The organism is Hymenobacter saemangeumensis (assembly GCF_039541835.1).
GTDB lineage: Bacteria > Bacteroidota > Bacteroidia > Cytophagales > Hymenobacteraceae > Hymenobacter > Hymenobacter saemangeumensis.
Map to the genome: position 1 here is coordinate 13,198 of NZ_BAABGZ010000079.1, position 16,025 is coordinate 29,222.

Below are 16,025 nucleotides of genomic sequence, written 5' to 3' on the forward strand. Positions count from 1 at the left end.
GCTCCACATTCCTTCCTGTTCCACTCATTTCCTATCTGTTCTGTTATGTCTCGTCTCCTGCTTCCTCTGGCCCTCGCGGTAGCTTTATGCACCGATGCTGCGGCCCAAACGAATAAAAAATCCACTGGCAGCCGTTCCAACGATGGCTGGGGCGACTCGGGTGCCACTGCCGCACCCGTCTCCGACAATAAAAACGCGCCCGATGCCGGCCCTGGCGCCGGCACGCCCCCCGCCGATGCCCAGTCCGGGGGATTTGTGGAAGGCCGCAACGACGACCGCCGCACCATTGAAGGGATATATGCCGCTCCTGGCTCGCCCGTAATCTTGCAAAATGGCCATGTAGGTGCCTATGATGGTGGAGCCCACGCCCGGGCCCGGGAGCGGGCGGCAGCCAAGGCAAACCGCCCCGCGGTAGCTCCGGAAGCAGCTGCGCCCGGCAGCACCACCGGCAGCGGCTCTGAAGGGGCGGCAACTCCCGCCGGTGGTACAGGCGCGGCCAGCTCCGGAGGAATAAACGCTTCGGGCGGGGCTAGCTCGGGCGCTGGTGCTGCTGGCGCCACCAATTCCGGTAAAACCTCCACGAAAGCAGCGCCTACCAAAGCCGCCTCCGGCAACGGCTGGGGCAGCCCGGCTCCAGCGAAGAAGTCCAAGACCAAAGCTGCTCCCTCGGGCTGGTAAGCGGGTTGGTACCCTGCAGGGTAGAAGCTTGCCCAGATACAGCTCCAGAGCTCTGCTACAGGGCTCTGGAGCTTTTTTGTTGGCCGGGAGAAAGCAGTGGGTTTTGAATTTGGCACGGTAATCGAATTACGCCTTTCAACCATCCACACTATTTCTACTTGTCTTATGTTCCGGTCCATCGCAACCCTCGCCCTCTCGCTGTTTCTGCTCGCCGAAGCCAGCGCCCAAACCACACCCGCTGCCTCCACCAAGGCCACTGCCAAAAGCCAGGCTAAAGCGGCCAGAAAAGTAACCAAGGAAGGCGCCCGCGCCGCGAAGAAAGCCGAGAAGGAGCGGGCCCGCCTGGCCCGTAAAGGCACCACCCCGGCTAAGGCCGTTGCTGTGGACAACGACGGCTGGCCCCCCATTGAAGATGCCAGCGTAGTAGCCAGCACCGCTACGGTTGAGCAGACTTCCGACTACGGCGTAACGCCGGTGCACATGCGCCACGAAGATGTAGTATATGCTGCCCCTGGCACGGCCGTGCGCATCGTCACCACCAAGAAAATGGTTCCCTACAGCGTGCGCTCCGACCGTAAGAAGGCGGCCAGCCCCAACACCCTGGGCCAGTAAAGCGTCGGCCTGCCCGCCATTGGGTACCAAATGAAGGGGCCTGCCTTTTTCGAACAGCACCTGGCTGTTTGAAAAAGGCAGGCCCCTTGCTCGTGTCAGGCGCTTATTCTGCCGCTACGGCTTCGTAGTAAAGCGTACTGCAGTTTTCCGGGCGCAGCACCAGGCGGGCGGCCTCGTGTACGTCGGGTACCTGCACGGCCTGAATGCGCTGGCTTTCGTCGTTTACCAGGTTGGCATCGCCCTGCAGCTTGCTGTAAGCCAGGTTCAGGGCGCGGTTCAGCAAGTCGATTTCTCCAAAAACCAGGCTGCTCTCGGCCTGGTTTTTTACTTTTTCCAGCTCCAGGGAGTTGACTTCGCTAGCCAGCAGCTCGGCCACCACGGCTTCCACGGCGGCATCGGCTGCTTCCAGGCTCACGCCCGCATTCAGCTTGCCGCTGATGACGAGCAGGCCCGGGTCGAGGGAGCCGGTGAGCGAGGCTGAGATGTTGTTGAACAAGGCTTGCTCCTTCACCAGGCGCTGGTGCAGGCGGCTCGACTTGCCCCGGCCCAGCACGTCGCTGAGCAAATCCACGGCGTGGTAGCGGGCATCGGAGCGGGCGGGCATGTGGTAGGCTTTGTACAGGGCCGAAAGCGGCACCGGGGCCGAGGCTTTGAGCATGCGGGCTTCTTTCTGCTCGGGCTCCTGGGGCAGCTGCCGCCGGTAGGGGGGGCCGCCGGGAATGGGGCCAAACCACTTCTCGGCCAGGCGGTGGGCTTCGGCTACGCTCACCGCGCCGGCCACTACCAGAATGGCGTTCTGGGGGGCGTAGTGCTTCTGGAAGAAGCCGCGCACGTCGTCCATCACCGCGTTTTCGATGTGTGAAATCTCCTTGCCAATGGTGTTCCACTGGTAGGGGTGGGCGTGGTAGGCCAGAGGCTTGAGCTTGAGCCACACGTCGCCGTAGGGCTGGTTGAGGTAGCTCTGCTTGAACTCTTCCACCACCACCTTGCGCTGCACCTCCAGGCCGTTCTCGGAGAAAGCCAGGTTGAGCATGCGGTCCGACTCCAGCCAGAACCCGGTTTCGATGTTGGCCGCCGGCAGCGAGAGGTAGTAGTTGGTAATGTCCGACGAGGTAAAGGCGTTGTTTTCGCCGCCCACGCGCTGCAGGGGCTCGTCGTAGCTGGGAATGTTTACCGAGCCCGAAAACATGAGGTGCTCGAAGAGGTGGGCAAAGCCGGTGTGGTCGGGGTCCTCATCGCGGGAGCCTACGTCGTACATCACGTTCAGCACCGCCATGGGGGTGCTGAAGTCTTCGTGTACGATGCAGCGCAGGCCGTTGGCAAGGGTGAATTCCTGGAAGTGAATCATATTTTCAATTAGCAATTAGCAGCGTGTAATGAGCAATGAACAATTGCCGGGTGGTTTTGTCGCGTAAAGTTGCTCATTGTTATCGGTGAATCGGCCCTTGGGTTAAAATGAGGGCTGACCCATCTGCACGGCATACGTTCGCAACCCGCCAAAGTCAGTTGGCTTGCCCGGCTTGCAGTGCCCGGCCCGTTCTAGCCCCGTTAGTAAACAAAGCCGGAGCGGACATTCGTCGGGGTCGGCGCAGGGCCGCCGCCAGCAGCAAAAGAGCGAGTCCGCCCCGGAATTCGGCCGGAAAGAATCAGGAAAAAGGGAAGATGCGCCGGGCCGCGTCCGCTACCTTTGCCCCACCAAATCCCACCCAGCACCGATGAACTTCAACCGCAAGGACTACGCCAACGAAACCCTTCTTCACCTCTACCAGCACCTGTTGCGCCCCCGGCTGATTGAGGAAAAAATGCTGATTCTGCTGCGCCAGGGCAAGGTGAGCAAGTGGTTTTCGGGCATCGGGCAGGAGGCCATCTCCGTGGGCAGCACCCTGGCCCTGGAGCCCGATGAGTACATTCTGCCCCTGCACCGCAACCTGGGCGTATTCACCGGGCGGCAGGTGCCGCTGGGCCGCCTCTTTGCCCAGTGGCAGGGCAAGCGCACGGGCTTTACCAAGGGCCGCGACCGCAGCTTCCACTTCGGCAGCAACGAGCACCACATCGTAGGCATGATTTCCCACCTCGGCCCGCAGCTGGCCGTAGCCGGCGGCATTGCCCTGGCCGACCTGCTCGACCAGCGCCCCAAAGTAACCGTGACTTACAGCGGCGACGGCGGCGCCAGCGAGGGCGACTTCCACGAGGCCCTGAACGTGGCCGCCGTGTGGCAGCTGCCGGTCATCTTCATCATCGAAAACAACGGCTATGGCCTGAGCACGCCCAGCAACGAGCAGTTCCGCTTTAAGCAGTTCATCGACAAGGGCCCGGCCTATGGCATGGAAGCAGTGCAGGTAGACGGCAACAACGTGCTGGAAGTGTACGACACAGTGAAGCGCCTGGCCGAAGACATGCGCCAGAACCCGCGCCCGGTGCTGCTGGAGGCCCTCACCTTCCGCATGCGCGGCCACGAGGAAGCCAGCGGCACCAAGTACGTGCCCCAGAGCCTGATGGAAGAGTGGGCCGCCAAAGACCCGGTGGAAAACTACGAGAAGTGGCTGCTGGCCGAGGGCATCCTCAACGAAACCGCCAAGCACAGCATTCGCGAAACCATCAAAACCGCCATCGAGGAAGGCCTGAAAGAGGCCGATGCCGTGCCCATGCCCACGGCCGACGTGCAGGAAGAAGTGGCCGATATGTACCAGCCCTTCCAGCCGGATGCCGGTCTGGTGCTGGCGGAGGGTAAGCAGGCTGCTGCTCCCGAGAAGCGCTTTATCGATGCCATTCAGGAAGGCCTGCGCCAGAGCATGGAGCGCTACCCCGAGCTGGTGCTCATGGGCCAGGACATTGCCGAGTACGGCGGGGTATTCAAAATCACCGACGGCTTTGTGGCCCAGTTTGGCAAGGCGCGGGTGCGCAACACGCCCCTGTGCGAGTCGGCCATTGTGGGCATTGGCCTGGGCCTGAGCATCAAGCGCAAGAAGGCCATGGTGGAGATGCAGTTTGCCGACTTCGTCACCTGCGGCTTCAACCAGATTGTAAACAACCTGGCCAAGAGCCACTACCGCTGGGGGCAGAATGCCGACGTGGTGGTGCGCATGCCCACCGGTGCCGGCAGTGCCGCCGGCCCCTTCCACTCCCAGAGCAACGAGGCCTGGTTTACCCACGTGCCCGGCCTGAAAGTGGTGTACCCCAGCAACCCCCACGACGCCAAGGGCCTGCTCTGCGCTGCCTTCGAAGACCCCAACCCGGTGATGTACTTCGAGCACAAGATGCTCTACCGCTCCCTGAGCGGCCCGGTGCCGGAAGCCTACTACACCACGCCCATTGGAAAAGCCGCCCTGGCCCGCGAAGGCGATGAGCTCAGCATCATCACCTACGGCATGGGCGTGCGCTGGGCCCTGCAGGCCTGCGACGAGCTGGGCCTGTCGGCCGATGTGCTCGACCTGCGCACCCTGCTGCCCTGGGACCAGGAAGCCGTGCGCGCTACAGTGGCCAAAAACGGCCGGGTGCTGGTGCTGCACGAAGACACCCTCACCGGCGGCATCGGCGGCGAAATCGCGGCCTGGATTGGTGAAAACTGCTTCGAGCACCTCGACGCCCCCGTGCGCCGCGTGGCCTCGCTCGATACGGCCATTCCCTTCGCCCCGCCCCTGGAGGCGGCTTTCCTGCCCCAGCAGCGCCTCAAGGAGCAGCTGGAAGCCCTGCGCAACTACTAAGCAGTTGTCAGTTGTTAGCTGTCCGTTGTTAGTTGTCCGTTGTTAGTCCCTGAATAAGAATTTGACTGACAACTGACAACCTATTTACTTCTGAATGACTGTCTAATCCTGTGGGTGAGGGTACAGCACCGCGCAGCGGGTACCGGCCCTATCGGCTTAGGTAAAACAAAAAGAGGAGCCTATATGGCTCCTCTTTTTGTTTGCAGCAGGATTTCAGGCTAGTACGAGCTGCGCGGAGTCGGGTAGTCTACCTGGCTGATGATTTTGTTGAGGTGGCTAACTACGCCGTCGGCGTCGGCAGAGGAGGGGTTACGCAGCAGCACGCCTAGCGAGCACAGCATGTTGCCCAGCAGGTTTTTCGACGACTGTTCCGGCGTTACCCGCAGGGTAGGGTTGGAGCTGGTGCTGATGGCAGCGCCGTTCAGGTTAAACGACATGGGGCCGTAGTTGATGGTCAGGGCCGAGCAGGAGCTGCTAAGCTGCGACAGCGCCAGCGGAATCTGCACGGGCAGGTTGCCGGTTCCAAAGTCAGCGGTGCTGCCGCTTACCATACCAATGGCGTAGATGGTGCCATTTTGCACCATGAAGTTGGTAATGCGCAGCAGGCCGTTCTGGAGCTGGCGGTTTTCGGTTACGGTCTGGCCCTGGTTATTCACATAAGTGAAAGGGTAGGTGCCGCTTACCGTAGAGGTAATGGCTTTGCCCTGGGCCAGCGGACTGGTGCCAGGCGATGCCGCCTGCTCAACTGCGGCTGCTTCGGGGGCTACTTCGGTTTTATCGCAGCTGCTGGTAGCGGCCAGCAGCATGAGGAATGCAGGGAGAATGGCTAGTCTTTTCATGGCTCAGGAGGGATAAAAGGGTGGGTGTAGAGCGTATGTGCCTGAGAATACGCCACTATCGTGCGCGAGTTGTTCGATTTTCTCGTGCGTGGCTGCCTAATATAGTAGTTGACATGTGCTAAATAATGATGGATAAGTGCAATAGTCTAATCGTAACTACTGGTGTAACAGGAGGATAGAATAGCCCGCGCTAATATTAATGCTGTTAAAAAATATCTATAATAAATGCCAAAATCTTGCGCTGCAATTTTTGGCATAGTGCTGAAACAGCAGCATGGTGGCGGAGGCCTCGGGTAGGCCTAATCGGGCAAGTGCGTATCTTGGGGCAGATTTTAACTTATACCCCGTGAAGCCGCTCTTTATTTATTGCTTGCTGCTGATAATGCTGCTAAGCGGCTGCCGCGTATACGAAAGAATAGTCCATCCCCACCGAATTCCCAACCCCAAGCCTTCGCTCGAGTATAAAGACAAGCTGAAGGCCGATAAGGAACGCAAAAAAGGAGGCCTGAAAATCACCCGTAAGAAAACGAAGAAGAAAGCCAAGGGTAGCGAAGGTGAGGGCGAAGCCAGCACCGACGACTCGGTACCGGTAGCTTCCGCCACCAATACGGAGTCGACGCAGGAAAGCCCCCGTACCCTGCCCGACGGGCCTACGGTGAAGTACAACAAGAAGCAGCTTATCAAGCGCAACAAGCTGCTTCTGCCGAAGAAGCGTCACGAGGTAGCTAAACCTTCCCTGTGGCAGCGGGTAAAATATGTCTTTAAGAAAAAGAAAGGCAAAAAGAAGAAGTCCACTCCTAAGCCCCCACCTGATGTGTCGCACCCCACTGACCCGAATTCTATTCCTTAGCGCGGTGGTGGCCTGCACCAGCGGCCCGGCCCTGGCGCAGATTGTGCGCGAAAAGCCCGGTAAGGTAAAGGCTGCCAACCGCCGCGCCCTGCGCGAAGCCCGCAAAACCGAAGTGCCCTACAAAGACACCCACCTCGACGTGTCAAAAGACCGGCTCAAGCGGGGCAGCAGCGAGCCCAAGGCTACCCAGCATAGCAACAAGCTGGATTACAAGCACGGCATAGCGCCCAACGTAAAGGAGCCGGGCATTTTCGGCCTGCGGCGGAAAAAGAAACTTTAACTCCCCCGCCGTGGGTTGCCAGTTTGTGTTTCGGCGTATAGCAACCTATTCTCCCGAAACTGGTTAACCTCTTCGAAACCCTACTTCCTATGGCTACTCCCTGGTTACCGCTTACCCAGCCCGAACAGCTGGCTGCTATTGTGCAGGAATCACACGAGCATGCGGTGCTGATTTTTAAGCACAGCACCACCTGTTCCATCAGCGCTGCCGCCAAAAGCAAGATTGAGCGCCAGTGGGCCGACAGCGGCTTGAGCGATACGCCCATCTACTACCTTGACCTGCTGCGCTTCCGACCCATCTCCAGCCAGATTGCCGAGCAGTTCGGCATCCGGCACGAGTCGCCGCAGCTGCTGCTTATTCAGGACGGCGAGTGCCGCTACGATGCCTCCCACATGGGCATCCGGCTGAGCGACGTTTCTGCGGTACTGAAGTAAGGCCGCGCAGAAAGGAGCACGGCCTTTCTGCGCGGCATCTGTTACAAATCGTAGCTGAAGCTGGTCTGCTGCCGGATGTCCGGGTGCAGGCTTACCGCCACGGGGCAGGTGTGGGCCGTGCGCTCGAGCAGGGCCCGGTCGGCGGCTTGCAGCGCCGCCGGTAGCCGAAAGGCCAGGTCAATCTGTACAATCCGGCGCGGCGTATCGGTGCTCATGTGCTTGGTAACCGCAAATGTGCTGCCGGTCAGGTTCAGCTGGTGGCGCTCGGCCACGATGCCCATCACGGTCATCATGCACGCGCCCAGGGCGGTGCTGACCAGGTCGGTGGGCGAAAACGCTTCACCCCGGCCGTGGTTATCGGTGGGGGCGTCGGTCTGGATAACGTTGCCCGAGGCAAGGTGGGTGGCTTCGGTGCGGAGCTGCCCGGCGTAGCGGGCGGTGGCGGTATTCATCAGGTCAGCTAATTACCTTTACAATCGTGTGTCTTGGCTGGCCAATTTACGTAATTTAAAGCCAGCCTCGCCGCAGGCATTTACCTTCACATTTCCGGTTGATTTATGCAGCTCTTATCTCGGCGTCTTCTGGGGGTTCTGGCCTTAGGCCTGGGGCTTGGCTTTACTGCCCGGGCGCAGGCCCCAACCCGGTCCGCAGCTACGCTGCCAACGCCTCCTTCCGACGAGCAGTCGTACAAGAAGGAGTTTGTCTACGGCATCAATTTCAACACCCAGGGAGCCCTCATCGGTGGGGTGTCGCTGCGCTCGGCCCGCGTGCTCGACGAGCGGCTGCTGCGCTTCTGGAGCCTGGAGGGGGTGATGCTGAAGAACGCCAAGGAAGTACAGACCAACACGCTGGTGGGAGGTACTTACATCCGCCACAAAACCAATTATGCTTTTTCCCTGCGGCCCTCGTTCGGCTTTCAGCGCATCTTCTTCCGCAAGGCCGCCGATGCCGGGGTACAGGTAAACGGACTGGTTAGCGCGGGCCCCTCCATTGGCTTGCTCTTGCCGTACTACATCACCTACGACCGCACGATAGCAGCCAACCCTGGCCAGCAGCCCAACCCCACCACCGATGAAATCGTCGACGAGCAGTACGACCCGCTCAAGCACACCGAAGAGAAGGCCATCCTCGACCGCTCTCCCTTGTTTACGGGCATAGGCGGCACCAAAGTGGTTCCCGGTGCTCATTTCCGCGGCGCCCTGAGCTTCGAGTACGGGCGCTACCGCGATGCAGTGGCCGGTGTCGAAGTTGGATTTTTGGTGGAAGCCTATACCCGGCGCATGCTCATCCTGCGGCCCCCTACCACCAGCGACACCGACAACCTGAACCACCAGTTTTTCCCCTCGGTTTACCTAACGCTGTATTTCGGGCAGCGCAGCTAATAAGCGGGGATAGTTAGCATCAGGCAATGAACAATAAGCCCCTTCGGATGGGGCACGCACATTTATGGGTTAATTTTGTTGAGACTACAGCCCGGGCTGCGTTGCTTCCTGCTTCTGCGGCCCGCCCTGTTCATTGCTCACTGCTCACTGATAACTGTTAATGATAGACCTTCCCGTTATACAGCCCGAGGTGGCGGCGCCCGCCCGGCCGCGTAAGCCCGACTGGCTGCGCGTTAAGCTGCCCGTAGGCCCGGAATACGCCGCTGTGCGCCGTCTTGTAGACGAGCACAAGCTGCACACCATCTGCGAGAGCGGCAACTGCCCCAACATGGGCGAGTGCTGGGGCGCGGGTACGGCCACGTTCATGATTCTGGGCAACATCTGCACCCGCTCCTGCTCGTTCTGCGCGGTAGCTACCGGCCGCCCCACCGAGTACGACCTGGATGAGCCGCGCCGTGTGGCCGAGGCCATCAAGCTCATGAAGGTGAAGCACGCCGTCATCACCAGTGTCAACCGCGACGAGCTCAAAGACCGCGGCGCCAGCGTATGGCGCGACACGGTAGTTTTCACCAAGCAGCTCAGCCCCGAAACCACCATTGAAACCCTGATTCCCGACGTAAAAGCCAACTGGGAGGCCCTGGAGGTGATGATTTCGGGTGGTCAGGAGGTTATTTCCCACAACATGGAAACCGTGGGCAGCCTCTACCGCCTGGTGCGCCCCCAGGCCAAGTACGACCGCAGCCTGGAGCAGATTCGGCGCACCAAGCTGGCCGGGCACCGCACCAAGTCGGGCATCATGCTGGGCCTGGGCGAAAAGCCCGACGAGCTGTACCGCGCCATGGACGACCTCGTGGCCAACGGCCTCGACATTCTCACCCTGGGCCAGTACCTGCAGCCCACCAAGCGCCACCTCGAAGTGGCCGAGTTCATCACCCCCGAGCAGTTCAACCACTACCGGGAAGAAGGCCTCAAGCGTGGCCTGAAGTACGTGGAAAGCGGCCCCCTGGTGCGCAGCTCCTACCACGCCGAGCGCCACGTGAACGTGCCGATTTAAGCATCTCTGACACCCATAAAAGCAAAAGCCCTTTTCCACTGGAAAAGGGCTTTTGCTTTTATGGGTGTCAGAACATAGCTAACCGCCATCAGCGAATAGCTGAAATTAACGGCGCGCCTGGTTGTCCTGGGGCGGATAGGTGCCCAGGATGCCGCCCACGATGCGGAAGGCCTCCTGCTCGGAGATGGTGTTCTGGTCTACTGCGGCCTGACCGGTGCCGCGCCAGGCCAACTGCTTGCGTTTGGCGTCAACAATGTCGATGATGACCGTGCCTGCCTTGTATTGGGTTACGGGCGTCATGTTGCGGCCGTACCAGCCGTAGCCGTAGTACGGGTAGCCCCAGTTGTTGTAGTAAGGCGAAACCTGTTGCTTGTCTTCTACGCGGGTGCTGTAGGCCACGTACACATCGGGAGCGGTGCTCACTTCAGTAAGGCCTTTCTTGGTCATCTCCGCCGAAACGGCGTCGCGGATGCGCTTGTCCAGGAAAGAGACATAGTCTTGACCCGGGCCACCTTGCGTATCAGTGGGCTGCTGTGGGTACCAGGCCCAGGTTTTGTAGGCGCGGAAGTTCACCGAGTGGTCGAAGTCGTTGGTCACGCCCACGCGGGACGAGGTAGCACAGCCACTCGTGCCCAGGGCCAACGACAAGCCGATGGCCGCAAGGGCAATCGGGCGAGTCAGGAAAGAGGTGATGCGGTTCATATTCAAAAGGAAAGACATGGTGGAAAGGAAGCCCGGACCTACGTTTCGGCAGTTGCCAGGAATGGTTTTGCGGGCTGCTATCTTAACGAATAATGCTGCTGTGGCGTTCCAAAAAAGTAGGCATGCTGAGTACTTCCGGGGGCATTCTAAACGGCTCTTTTTTAGGTTGCAGGCTTGTTGTAAGCCGATTTCGTCCTACCTTGACCACGAATTCCGAAGCCCACCCACTCATCATAATATGAAGAAAACTGCCCTTGTGGTTTTGGCCACCGGCCTGCTGGCCGCCTGCTCGTCTGCCCGGGATGAGCGCATGAATACTGCTGCTGCCAATCGTACTCCTGTTGCTCACAATACCATTGTCGACTGCCCGGTATATGATGGCATGACCAAGAAGTCGGCAGTGCTGGGGCAAATGAAAACCGGCGACGAGGTGCAGGTGACGGATACCATCAACGCCTACTTCGTGCGGGTGCGGCTGGATAAAGGAGGGCAAACGGTGATGGGCTATATGGACCGCCGCTGCTTTGGCGTGCAGGGCAGCAAGTAAGGCCCGGATTGCGGGCATGGCCTATTTAAGTCATTGCCCTGGCCTTTAAACAGGCCTGCTTTTACCGCGTGCAAACTGCGCTGGCCCTGGTCATTATCGAAGACCAGGCCCCAATTCGGGAGGCGCTAAGCGAATACCTCGGTGCCCAGCCGGAGTTCGACTGCGTGCTGGTGGCCCGCTCGATGGAGGACTTTTTGAACCGGCTACCCGGCGTGACAGTGCCGCCTACGCTGGTGCTGAGCGACATTGGCCTGCCCGGCCGGGCATTGAGGGGCTGCCGCTGAGCGTATTCAGCGATGCGGAGCGGGTGTTTGAAGCCATCTGCGCGGGCGCGGCGGGCTATCTGCTGAAAAGCACCTCGCTGCCGCAGCTCAAGGCCCACTTGCTGGAGGTGGCGGCGGGCGGCGCGGCCATGAGCAAGGCGGTGCCCCGGCTGTTGATGCAGGCGTTTCGGCCGCCGCCGTCGGTGCGGGTAGCCGCCGTACTGGGCGGGTAGGAATACAGAAGGCCCGCCTGGATTTCCAGGCGGGCCTTTTAGCCTTGCGGCGAATTTGAGGGTGGGTTACACCCGTCCTGGATTCGCTTAGTGTGAGGCACCGTGGTCGGGTACCACCTGCTCCTCTTCCTTGTCGGCATAGGCATCAATGGGCGTGCAGGCGCAGATGAGGTTGCGGTCGCCATAGGCCGAGTCGATGCGGCTGACGCTGGGCCAGAACTTGGCGGCGCGCACGTACTCCATGGGGTACACGGCCTGCTCGCGGCTGTAGGGGCGGGTCCAGTCGTGCACCAGCACCGTGGCGGCGGTGTGGGGCGCGTGCTTGAGCACGTTGTCCTTGGCGTCGGCCTTGCCCGACTCCACCGCGGCAATCTCCTTGCGGATGGAAATCATGGCGTCGCAGAAGCGGTCCAGCTCTTCCTTGCTTTCGCTTTCGGTGGGCTCCACCATCAGGGTGCCGGCCACGGGGAAGCTCACGGTGGGGGCGTGGAAGCCGTAGTCCATCAGGCGCTTGGCAATGTCCTCTACCTCAATGCCGGCCTTTTTGAACTGGCGGCAGTCCAGAATCATCTCGTGGGCGCAGCGGCCGTGGCTGCCGGTATACAGCACGGGGTAGTGCTCTTCGAGGCGGGCCTTGATGTAGTTGGCGTTCAGGATGGCCATCTGGGTGGCGCGCTTCAGGCCATCGCCGCCCATCATGGAGATGTAGGCGTAGGAGATGGGCAGGATGCTGGCCGAGCCCCAGGGAGCCGCCGATACCGAGCCTTCCTGGCGGCCATCTACGGCTACCACGGCGTGGCCGGGCAGGTAGGGAGCCAAGTCGGCTACCACGCCGATGGGGCCCACGCCGGGGCCGCCGCCGCCGTGCGGGATGCAGAAGGTCTTATGCAGGTTGAGGTGGCACACGTCGGCGCCGATGTTGGCTGGCGAGGTCAAGCCTACCTGGGCGTTCATGTTGGCGCCGTCCATGTACACGCGGCCGCCGTGCTGGTGAATGGTGTCGCAGATGTCGATGATGGTTTCCTCGTATACGCCGTGCGTGCTGGGGTAAGTCACCATCAGGCAGGAGAGGCGGTCGGCGTACTTGGCAGCCTTCTCGCGCAGGTCGTCCATGTCCACGTTGCCTTCGTTGGTGCTCTTCACCACAATCACCTCCATGCCGGCCATCACGGCCGAGGCGGGGTTGGTGCCGTGGGCCGAAGCCGGAATCAGGGCCACGTTGCGGTGGTGGTCGCCGCGGGCATCGTGGTAGCCTTTGATGGCCAGCAGGCCGGCGTACTCGCCCTGGGCACCCGAGTTGGGCTGCAGGCTAACGGCAGCAAAGCCGGTGATTTCGCAGAGCCAGGCCTGCAGGTCGTTGAAAATCTGCTCGTAGCCCTTGGCCTGCTCGCGCGGGGCAAAGGGGTGCAGGCTGCCGATTTCCGGCCAGGTCACGGGAATCATCTCGGCCGTGGCGTTCAGCTTCATGGTGCAGGAACCCAGCGGAATCATGGAATGAGCAAGGCTCAGGTCCTTGTTTTCCAGCTGCTTCATGTAGCGCAGCATCTCGTGCTCGGCGTGGTGCGAGTGGAAGATGGGGTGCGTCAGGTACTCGCTGGTACGAATCAGGCTCTTGGGCCAGCTCAGCTCGAAGGAGTCGCGGGCGGTGAGGGTGCCCGCTTCCTTGCCCAGCACCTTGGCAAACACGGCCACGATGTCGGCCACGTCCTGCAGCTCGGTGTTTTGGTTGAGCGAGATGCCCACCCGCGTATCGCCGAAGTAGCGGAAGTTGATGCCTGCGGCCTCAGCCTCCTGGCGAACGGCTTGCTGCAGCTCGGCACTTTCGAGACGCAGGTTGAGCGTATCGAAGTAGAACTCGTTGGTTTGCTCGATGCCAAGCGCCTTCAGCTCAGCCTCCAGGGTCTGGGCCAGGGCGTGGGTGTTGATGGCAAACTGCTTGAGGCGCTCGGGGCCGTGGTACACGGCAAACATGCTGGCCAGCACGCTGAGCAATACCTGGGCGGTGCAGATGTTGGAGGTAGCCTTTTCGCGGCGGATGTGCTGCTCGCGGGTTTGCAGGGCCATGCGGTAGGCGCGGTTGCCGGCGGCGTCGATGCTCTGGCCGATGAGGCGGCCGGGAATCACGCGCTTGAACTGCTCCTTGGTGGCGAAGAAGCCGGCGTGGGGCCCGCCGTAGCCCATGGGCACGCCGAAGCGCTGGGAGTTGCCCACGCACACGTCGGCGCCCAGCTCGCCGGGCGAGGTGAGCAGGGTGAGGGCCAGCAGGTCGGCGGCCATCACCACGAATACATTGCTGGCGTGGGCCTTCTCCACAAATTCCTTGTAGTCGAACACCTCGCCGTCGGCACCGGGGTACTGCAGCATGGCGCCGAAGAAGCCCTCGCCGCTCAGGTCTACCTGGCGGTGGTCGCCCACCACGAGCTCAATGCCGATGGGGGTGGCGCGGGTGCGCAGCAGGTCGATGGTCTGGGGCAGCACCTGCTCCGACACGAAGTACTGCCGGGCGCCTTTCTTCTTGGTTTGCCCGTGCAGCATGGTCATGGCCTCGGCGGCGGCCGTGCCCTCGTCGAGCAGGCTGGCGTTGGCAATTTCCAGGCCCGTCAGGTCGATGATAACCGTCTGGTAGTTGAGCAGGGCTTCGAGGCGGCCCTGGGCAATTTCGGCCTGGTAGGGGGTATAGGCCGTGTACCAGCCCGGGTTTTCGAGGATGTTGCGCTGAATGACGGCGGGCAGGGCCGTGTCGTGGTAGCCCAGGCCGATGTAGCTTTTGAATACTTTATTCTGCGACGCAATCTGCTTGAACTTGGCCAGGAAGGCACGCTCGGTCAGAGCCTGGGGCAGCTCCAGCTCCCGCTTGAGGCGGATGGCGGGCGGCACGGTCTCGTCGATGAGCTGCTCGATGCTGCTGGCACCAATGGTGCGGAGCATGTCGGCAACGGCGGCTGCATCGGGCGCATTGTGGCGGGTTTCAAAGACGTCGACGGGCTGAATTTTCAACATGTGGGACAAACGGGTTGTGATGGGTGGGGCCGGTATCTGATTCCTGAAACAAAGGTAGCCTGTAAAAAGTCCGGGCTGATGCGGAAATTCATTCCGTATTCTCACATAGCCAGAACCATTCCCTGGGCGCGCTCACCCCGCCGAAAGCCGCCGTTGCTCTAGCTTTGCAGGCAGAAACCGTCCCACCCCAGATTCCATGTCCCTCACCATCGGCCTTATCCGCGAAGGCAAAACGCCTTCCGACAAACGGGTCCCGCTCACGCCCAAAAAGTGCGTAGAGGCGCTCAGCACCTACCCCGGCCTGCGCATTGTTGTGCAAAGCAGCCTGGTGCGCTCCTATTCCGACCAGGAGTACCGCGACCTGGGCCTGCCCGTGCAGGACGACCTGTCGGAGTGCGACGTGCTGATGGGGGTGAAGGAAGTGCCCGTCAGCCAGCTTATTGCCAACAAGACCTACCTGTTTTTCTCGCACACCGTGAAAAAGCAGCCGGCCAACCGCAACCTGCTGCGCGCGATTCTGAAGCAGAACATCACCCTGATAGACTACGAGATGCTCACCAATGAAAAAGGGGAGCGGATTGTGGCCTTCGGGCGCTACGCCGGCATTGTGGGCGCTTACAATGGCCTGCTTACCTACGGCCGCAAGCACAGCCTGTATGCACTGAAGCCCGCCCACCTGTGCGTAGACATGGACGACATGCAGGAGGAGTTTTTCAAGGTGAGGGCCCTGCCGCCCATCAAGATTGCCGTCACCGGCTCCGGCCGCGTGGCCCAGGGAGCGCTGGAAGTGCTCAACCGCATGGGCATCCGCCGGGTGAGTGTGTACGACTACCTCTACCACGACTACAACGAGCCGGTGTACACCCAGCTCTGCAGCTCCGACTACAACCGCCGCCGCGACGGCCGGGTGTGGGACACTACCAACTTCCACCAGCACCCCGAAGAGTACGAGTCGACCTTCAGCAATTTCGTGCCCGTCACCGACCTGCTGATTGCCTGCGCCTACTGGCACCCGGCGGCACCCCGGCTGTTTGAGCTGGCCGACACCCGCCGTCCGGACTTCCGCATCAACACCATTGCCGACGTAACCTGCGACGTGGACGGCTCCATTCCGGTTACCAGGCGCAGCAGCACCATTGCCGAGCCGGCCTTCGACTTCAACCCCGCCACCGAGGAGCTGGAAGCACCCTACTCGCGGCCCGAAAACATCACCGTCATGGCCGTCGACAACCTGCCCTGCGAGCTGCCCCGCAACGCCAGTCGCGACTTCGGCCGGCAGCTGCTCGACAACGTGTTTCCCCACCTGCTGGGCGAAGATTCGGCAAGCGTAATTGAGCGGGCCACCATTGCCAAAGGCGGCGAGCTGATGCCGCGCTACCAGTACCTGAGCGACTACGTGGCCGAAGAAGTGCCGGCATAGGTTTGCTCAGTGAAAACAAAAAGCCCG

17 protein-coding genes are annotated in these 16,025 nt (G+C 61.1%); 12 read left to right on the forward strand and 5 right to left on the reverse strand.

From position 1 onward, the window contains the following. The first annotated feature begins 45 nt into the window (after positions 1 to 45). Positions 46 to 678, forward strand: coding sequence for a hypothetical protein (locus ABD919_RS20535; protein WP_345237950.1), 633 nt, complete (start codon positions 46 to 48; stop codon positions 676 to 678). Between the two features lie 165 nt (positions 679 to 843). Further along, positions 844 to 1,290, forward strand: coding sequence for a hypothetical protein (locus ABD919_RS20540; RefSeq protein ID WP_345237951.1), 447 nt, complete (start codon positions 844 to 846; stop codon positions 1,288 to 1,290). Positions 1,291 to 1,393: 103 nt separating this feature from the next. On the opposite strand, the gene ABD919_RS20545 is transcribed toward ABD919_RS20540, so the two are convergent. Next, on the reverse strand, positions 1,394 to 2,638 hold the full coding sequence (locus ABD919_RS20545; RefSeq protein ID WP_345237952.1) for a M16 family metallopeptidase: 1,245 nt from the start codon (positions 2,636 to 2,638) through the stop codon (positions 1,394 to 1,396). A gap of 367 nt (positions 2,639 to 3,005) precedes the next feature. Between ABD919_RS20545 and ABD919_RS20550 the strand changes: the two genes are divergently transcribed. Beyond that, complete coding sequence (locus ABD919_RS20550; RefSeq protein WP_345237953.1) at positions 3,006 to 4,994, forward strand: alpha-ketoacid dehydrogenase subunit alpha/beta; 1,989 nt, start codon at positions 3,006 to 3,008, stop codon at positions 4,992 to 4,994. A 218-nt stretch (positions 4,995 to 5,212) separates the two neighbouring features. On the opposite strand, the gene ABD919_RS20555 is transcribed toward ABD919_RS20550, so the two are convergent. Beyond that, positions 5,213 to 5,833: a hypothetical protein gene (locus ABD919_RS20555; protein ID WP_345237954.1), complete on the reverse strand. Its 621-nt coding sequence runs from the start codon at positions 5,831 to 5,833 to the stop codon at positions 5,213 to 5,215. 346 nt (positions 5,834 to 6,179) lie between these two features. Between ABD919_RS20555 and ABD919_RS20560 the strand changes: the two genes are divergently transcribed. The 3 genes from ABD919_RS20560 (at position 6,180) to ytxJ (ending at position 7,397) form a co-directional block, all read left to right on the forward strand. Further along, positions 6,180 to 6,683, forward strand: a complete 504-nt coding sequence (locus tag ABD919_RS20560) for a hypothetical protein (RefSeq protein ID WP_345237955.1) — start codon at positions 6,180 to 6,182, stop codon at positions 6,681 to 6,683. Further along, the gene (locus ABD919_RS20565) at positions 6,646 to 6,963 is read left to right on the forward strand and encodes a hypothetical protein (RefSeq protein ID WP_345237956.1); all 318 of its coding nucleotides are present in this window, start codon (positions 6,646 to 6,648) and stop codon (positions 6,961 to 6,963) included. The genes ABD919_RS20560 and ABD919_RS20565 overlap by 38 nt, the downstream gene beginning before the upstream one ends. Positions 6,964 to 7,052: 89 nt before the next feature. Then, positions 7,053 to 7,397, forward strand: a complete 345-nt coding sequence (gene ytxJ, locus ABD919_RS20570; RefSeq protein WP_345237957.1) for a bacillithiol system redox-active protein YtxJ — start codon at positions 7,053 to 7,055, stop codon at positions 7,395 to 7,397. Between the two features lie 41 nt (positions 7,398 to 7,438). On the opposite strand, the gene ABD919_RS20575 is transcribed toward ytxJ, so the two are convergent. Beyond that, the gene (locus ABD919_RS20575) at positions 7,439 to 7,849 is read right to left on the reverse strand and encodes an OsmC family protein (RefSeq protein ID WP_345237958.1); all 411 of its coding nucleotides are present in this window, start codon (positions 7,847 to 7,849) and stop codon (positions 7,439 to 7,441) included. A 105-nt stretch (positions 7,850 to 7,954) separates the two neighbouring features. Between ABD919_RS20575 and ABD919_RS20580 the strand changes: the two genes are divergently transcribed. Next, the gene (locus ABD919_RS20580) at positions 7,955 to 8,779 is read left to right on the forward strand and encodes a hypothetical protein (protein WP_345237959.1); all 825 of its coding nucleotides are present in this window, start codon (positions 7,955 to 7,957) and stop codon (positions 8,777 to 8,779) included. Between the two features lie 160 nt (positions 8,780 to 8,939). Continuing rightward, positions 8,940 to 9,833 carry a lipoyl synthase gene (gene lipA, locus ABD919_RS20585; protein WP_345237960.1) on the forward strand — a complete coding sequence of 298 codons (894 nt, stop codon included), beginning with the start codon at positions 8,940 to 8,942 and terminating at the stop codon, positions 9,831 to 9,833. A gap of 105 nt (positions 9,834 to 9,938) precedes the next feature. On the opposite strand, the gene ABD919_RS20590 is transcribed toward lipA, so the two are convergent. Next, on the reverse strand, positions 9,939 to 10,553 hold the full coding sequence (locus tag ABD919_RS20590; protein WP_345237961.1) for a DUF4136 domain-containing protein: 615 nt from the start codon (positions 10,551 to 10,553) through the stop codon (positions 9,939 to 9,941). Positions 10,554 to 10,773: 220 nt separating this feature from the next. On the opposite strand from ABD919_RS20590, the gene ABD919_RS20595 reads away from it, so the two are divergent. The 3 genes from ABD919_RS20595 to ABD919_RS20605 all read left to right on the forward strand — a co-directional run bounded on the left by ABD919_RS20595 (position 10,774) and on the right by ABD919_RS20605 (position 11,578). Beyond that, complete coding sequence (locus tag ABD919_RS20595; protein ID WP_345237962.1) at positions 10,774 to 11,082, forward strand: SH3 domain-containing protein; 309 nt, start codon at positions 10,774 to 10,776, stop codon at positions 11,080 to 11,082. 68 nt (positions 11,083 to 11,150) lie between these two features. Then, a complete protein-coding gene (locus ABD919_RS20600) occupies positions 11,151 to 11,366 on the forward strand; it encodes a helix-turn-helix domain-containing protein (RefSeq protein ID WP_345237963.1) in 216 nt (71 codons plus the stop codon). A gap of 23 nt (positions 11,367 to 11,389) precedes the next feature. After that, positions 11,390 to 11,578 (forward strand): transcriptional regulator, encoded by a 189-nt coding sequence (locus ABD919_RS20605; RefSeq protein ID WP_345237964.1) that lies wholly within the window; start codon positions 11,390 to 11,392, stop codon positions 11,576 to 11,578. A gap of 87 nt (positions 11,579 to 11,665) precedes the next feature. Here ABD919_RS20605 and gcvP read toward each other — a convergent pair whose 3' ends face one another. After that, on the reverse strand, positions 11,666 to 14,578 hold the full coding sequence (gene gcvP / locus ABD919_RS20610; RefSeq protein WP_345237965.1) for an aminomethyl-transferring glycine dehydrogenase: 2,913 nt from the start codon (positions 14,576 to 14,578) through the stop codon (positions 11,666 to 11,668). A 196-nt stretch (positions 14,579 to 14,774) separates the two neighbouring features. On the opposite strand from gcvP, the gene ABD919_RS20615 reads away from it, so the two are divergent. Beyond that, positions 14,775 to 15,998 (forward strand): NAD(P)-dependent oxidoreductase, encoded by a 1,224-nt coding sequence (locus ABD919_RS20615; RefSeq protein ID WP_345237966.1) that lies wholly within the window; start codon positions 14,775 to 14,777, stop codon positions 15,996 to 15,998. Positions 15,999 to 16,025: the final 27 nt, after the last annotated feature.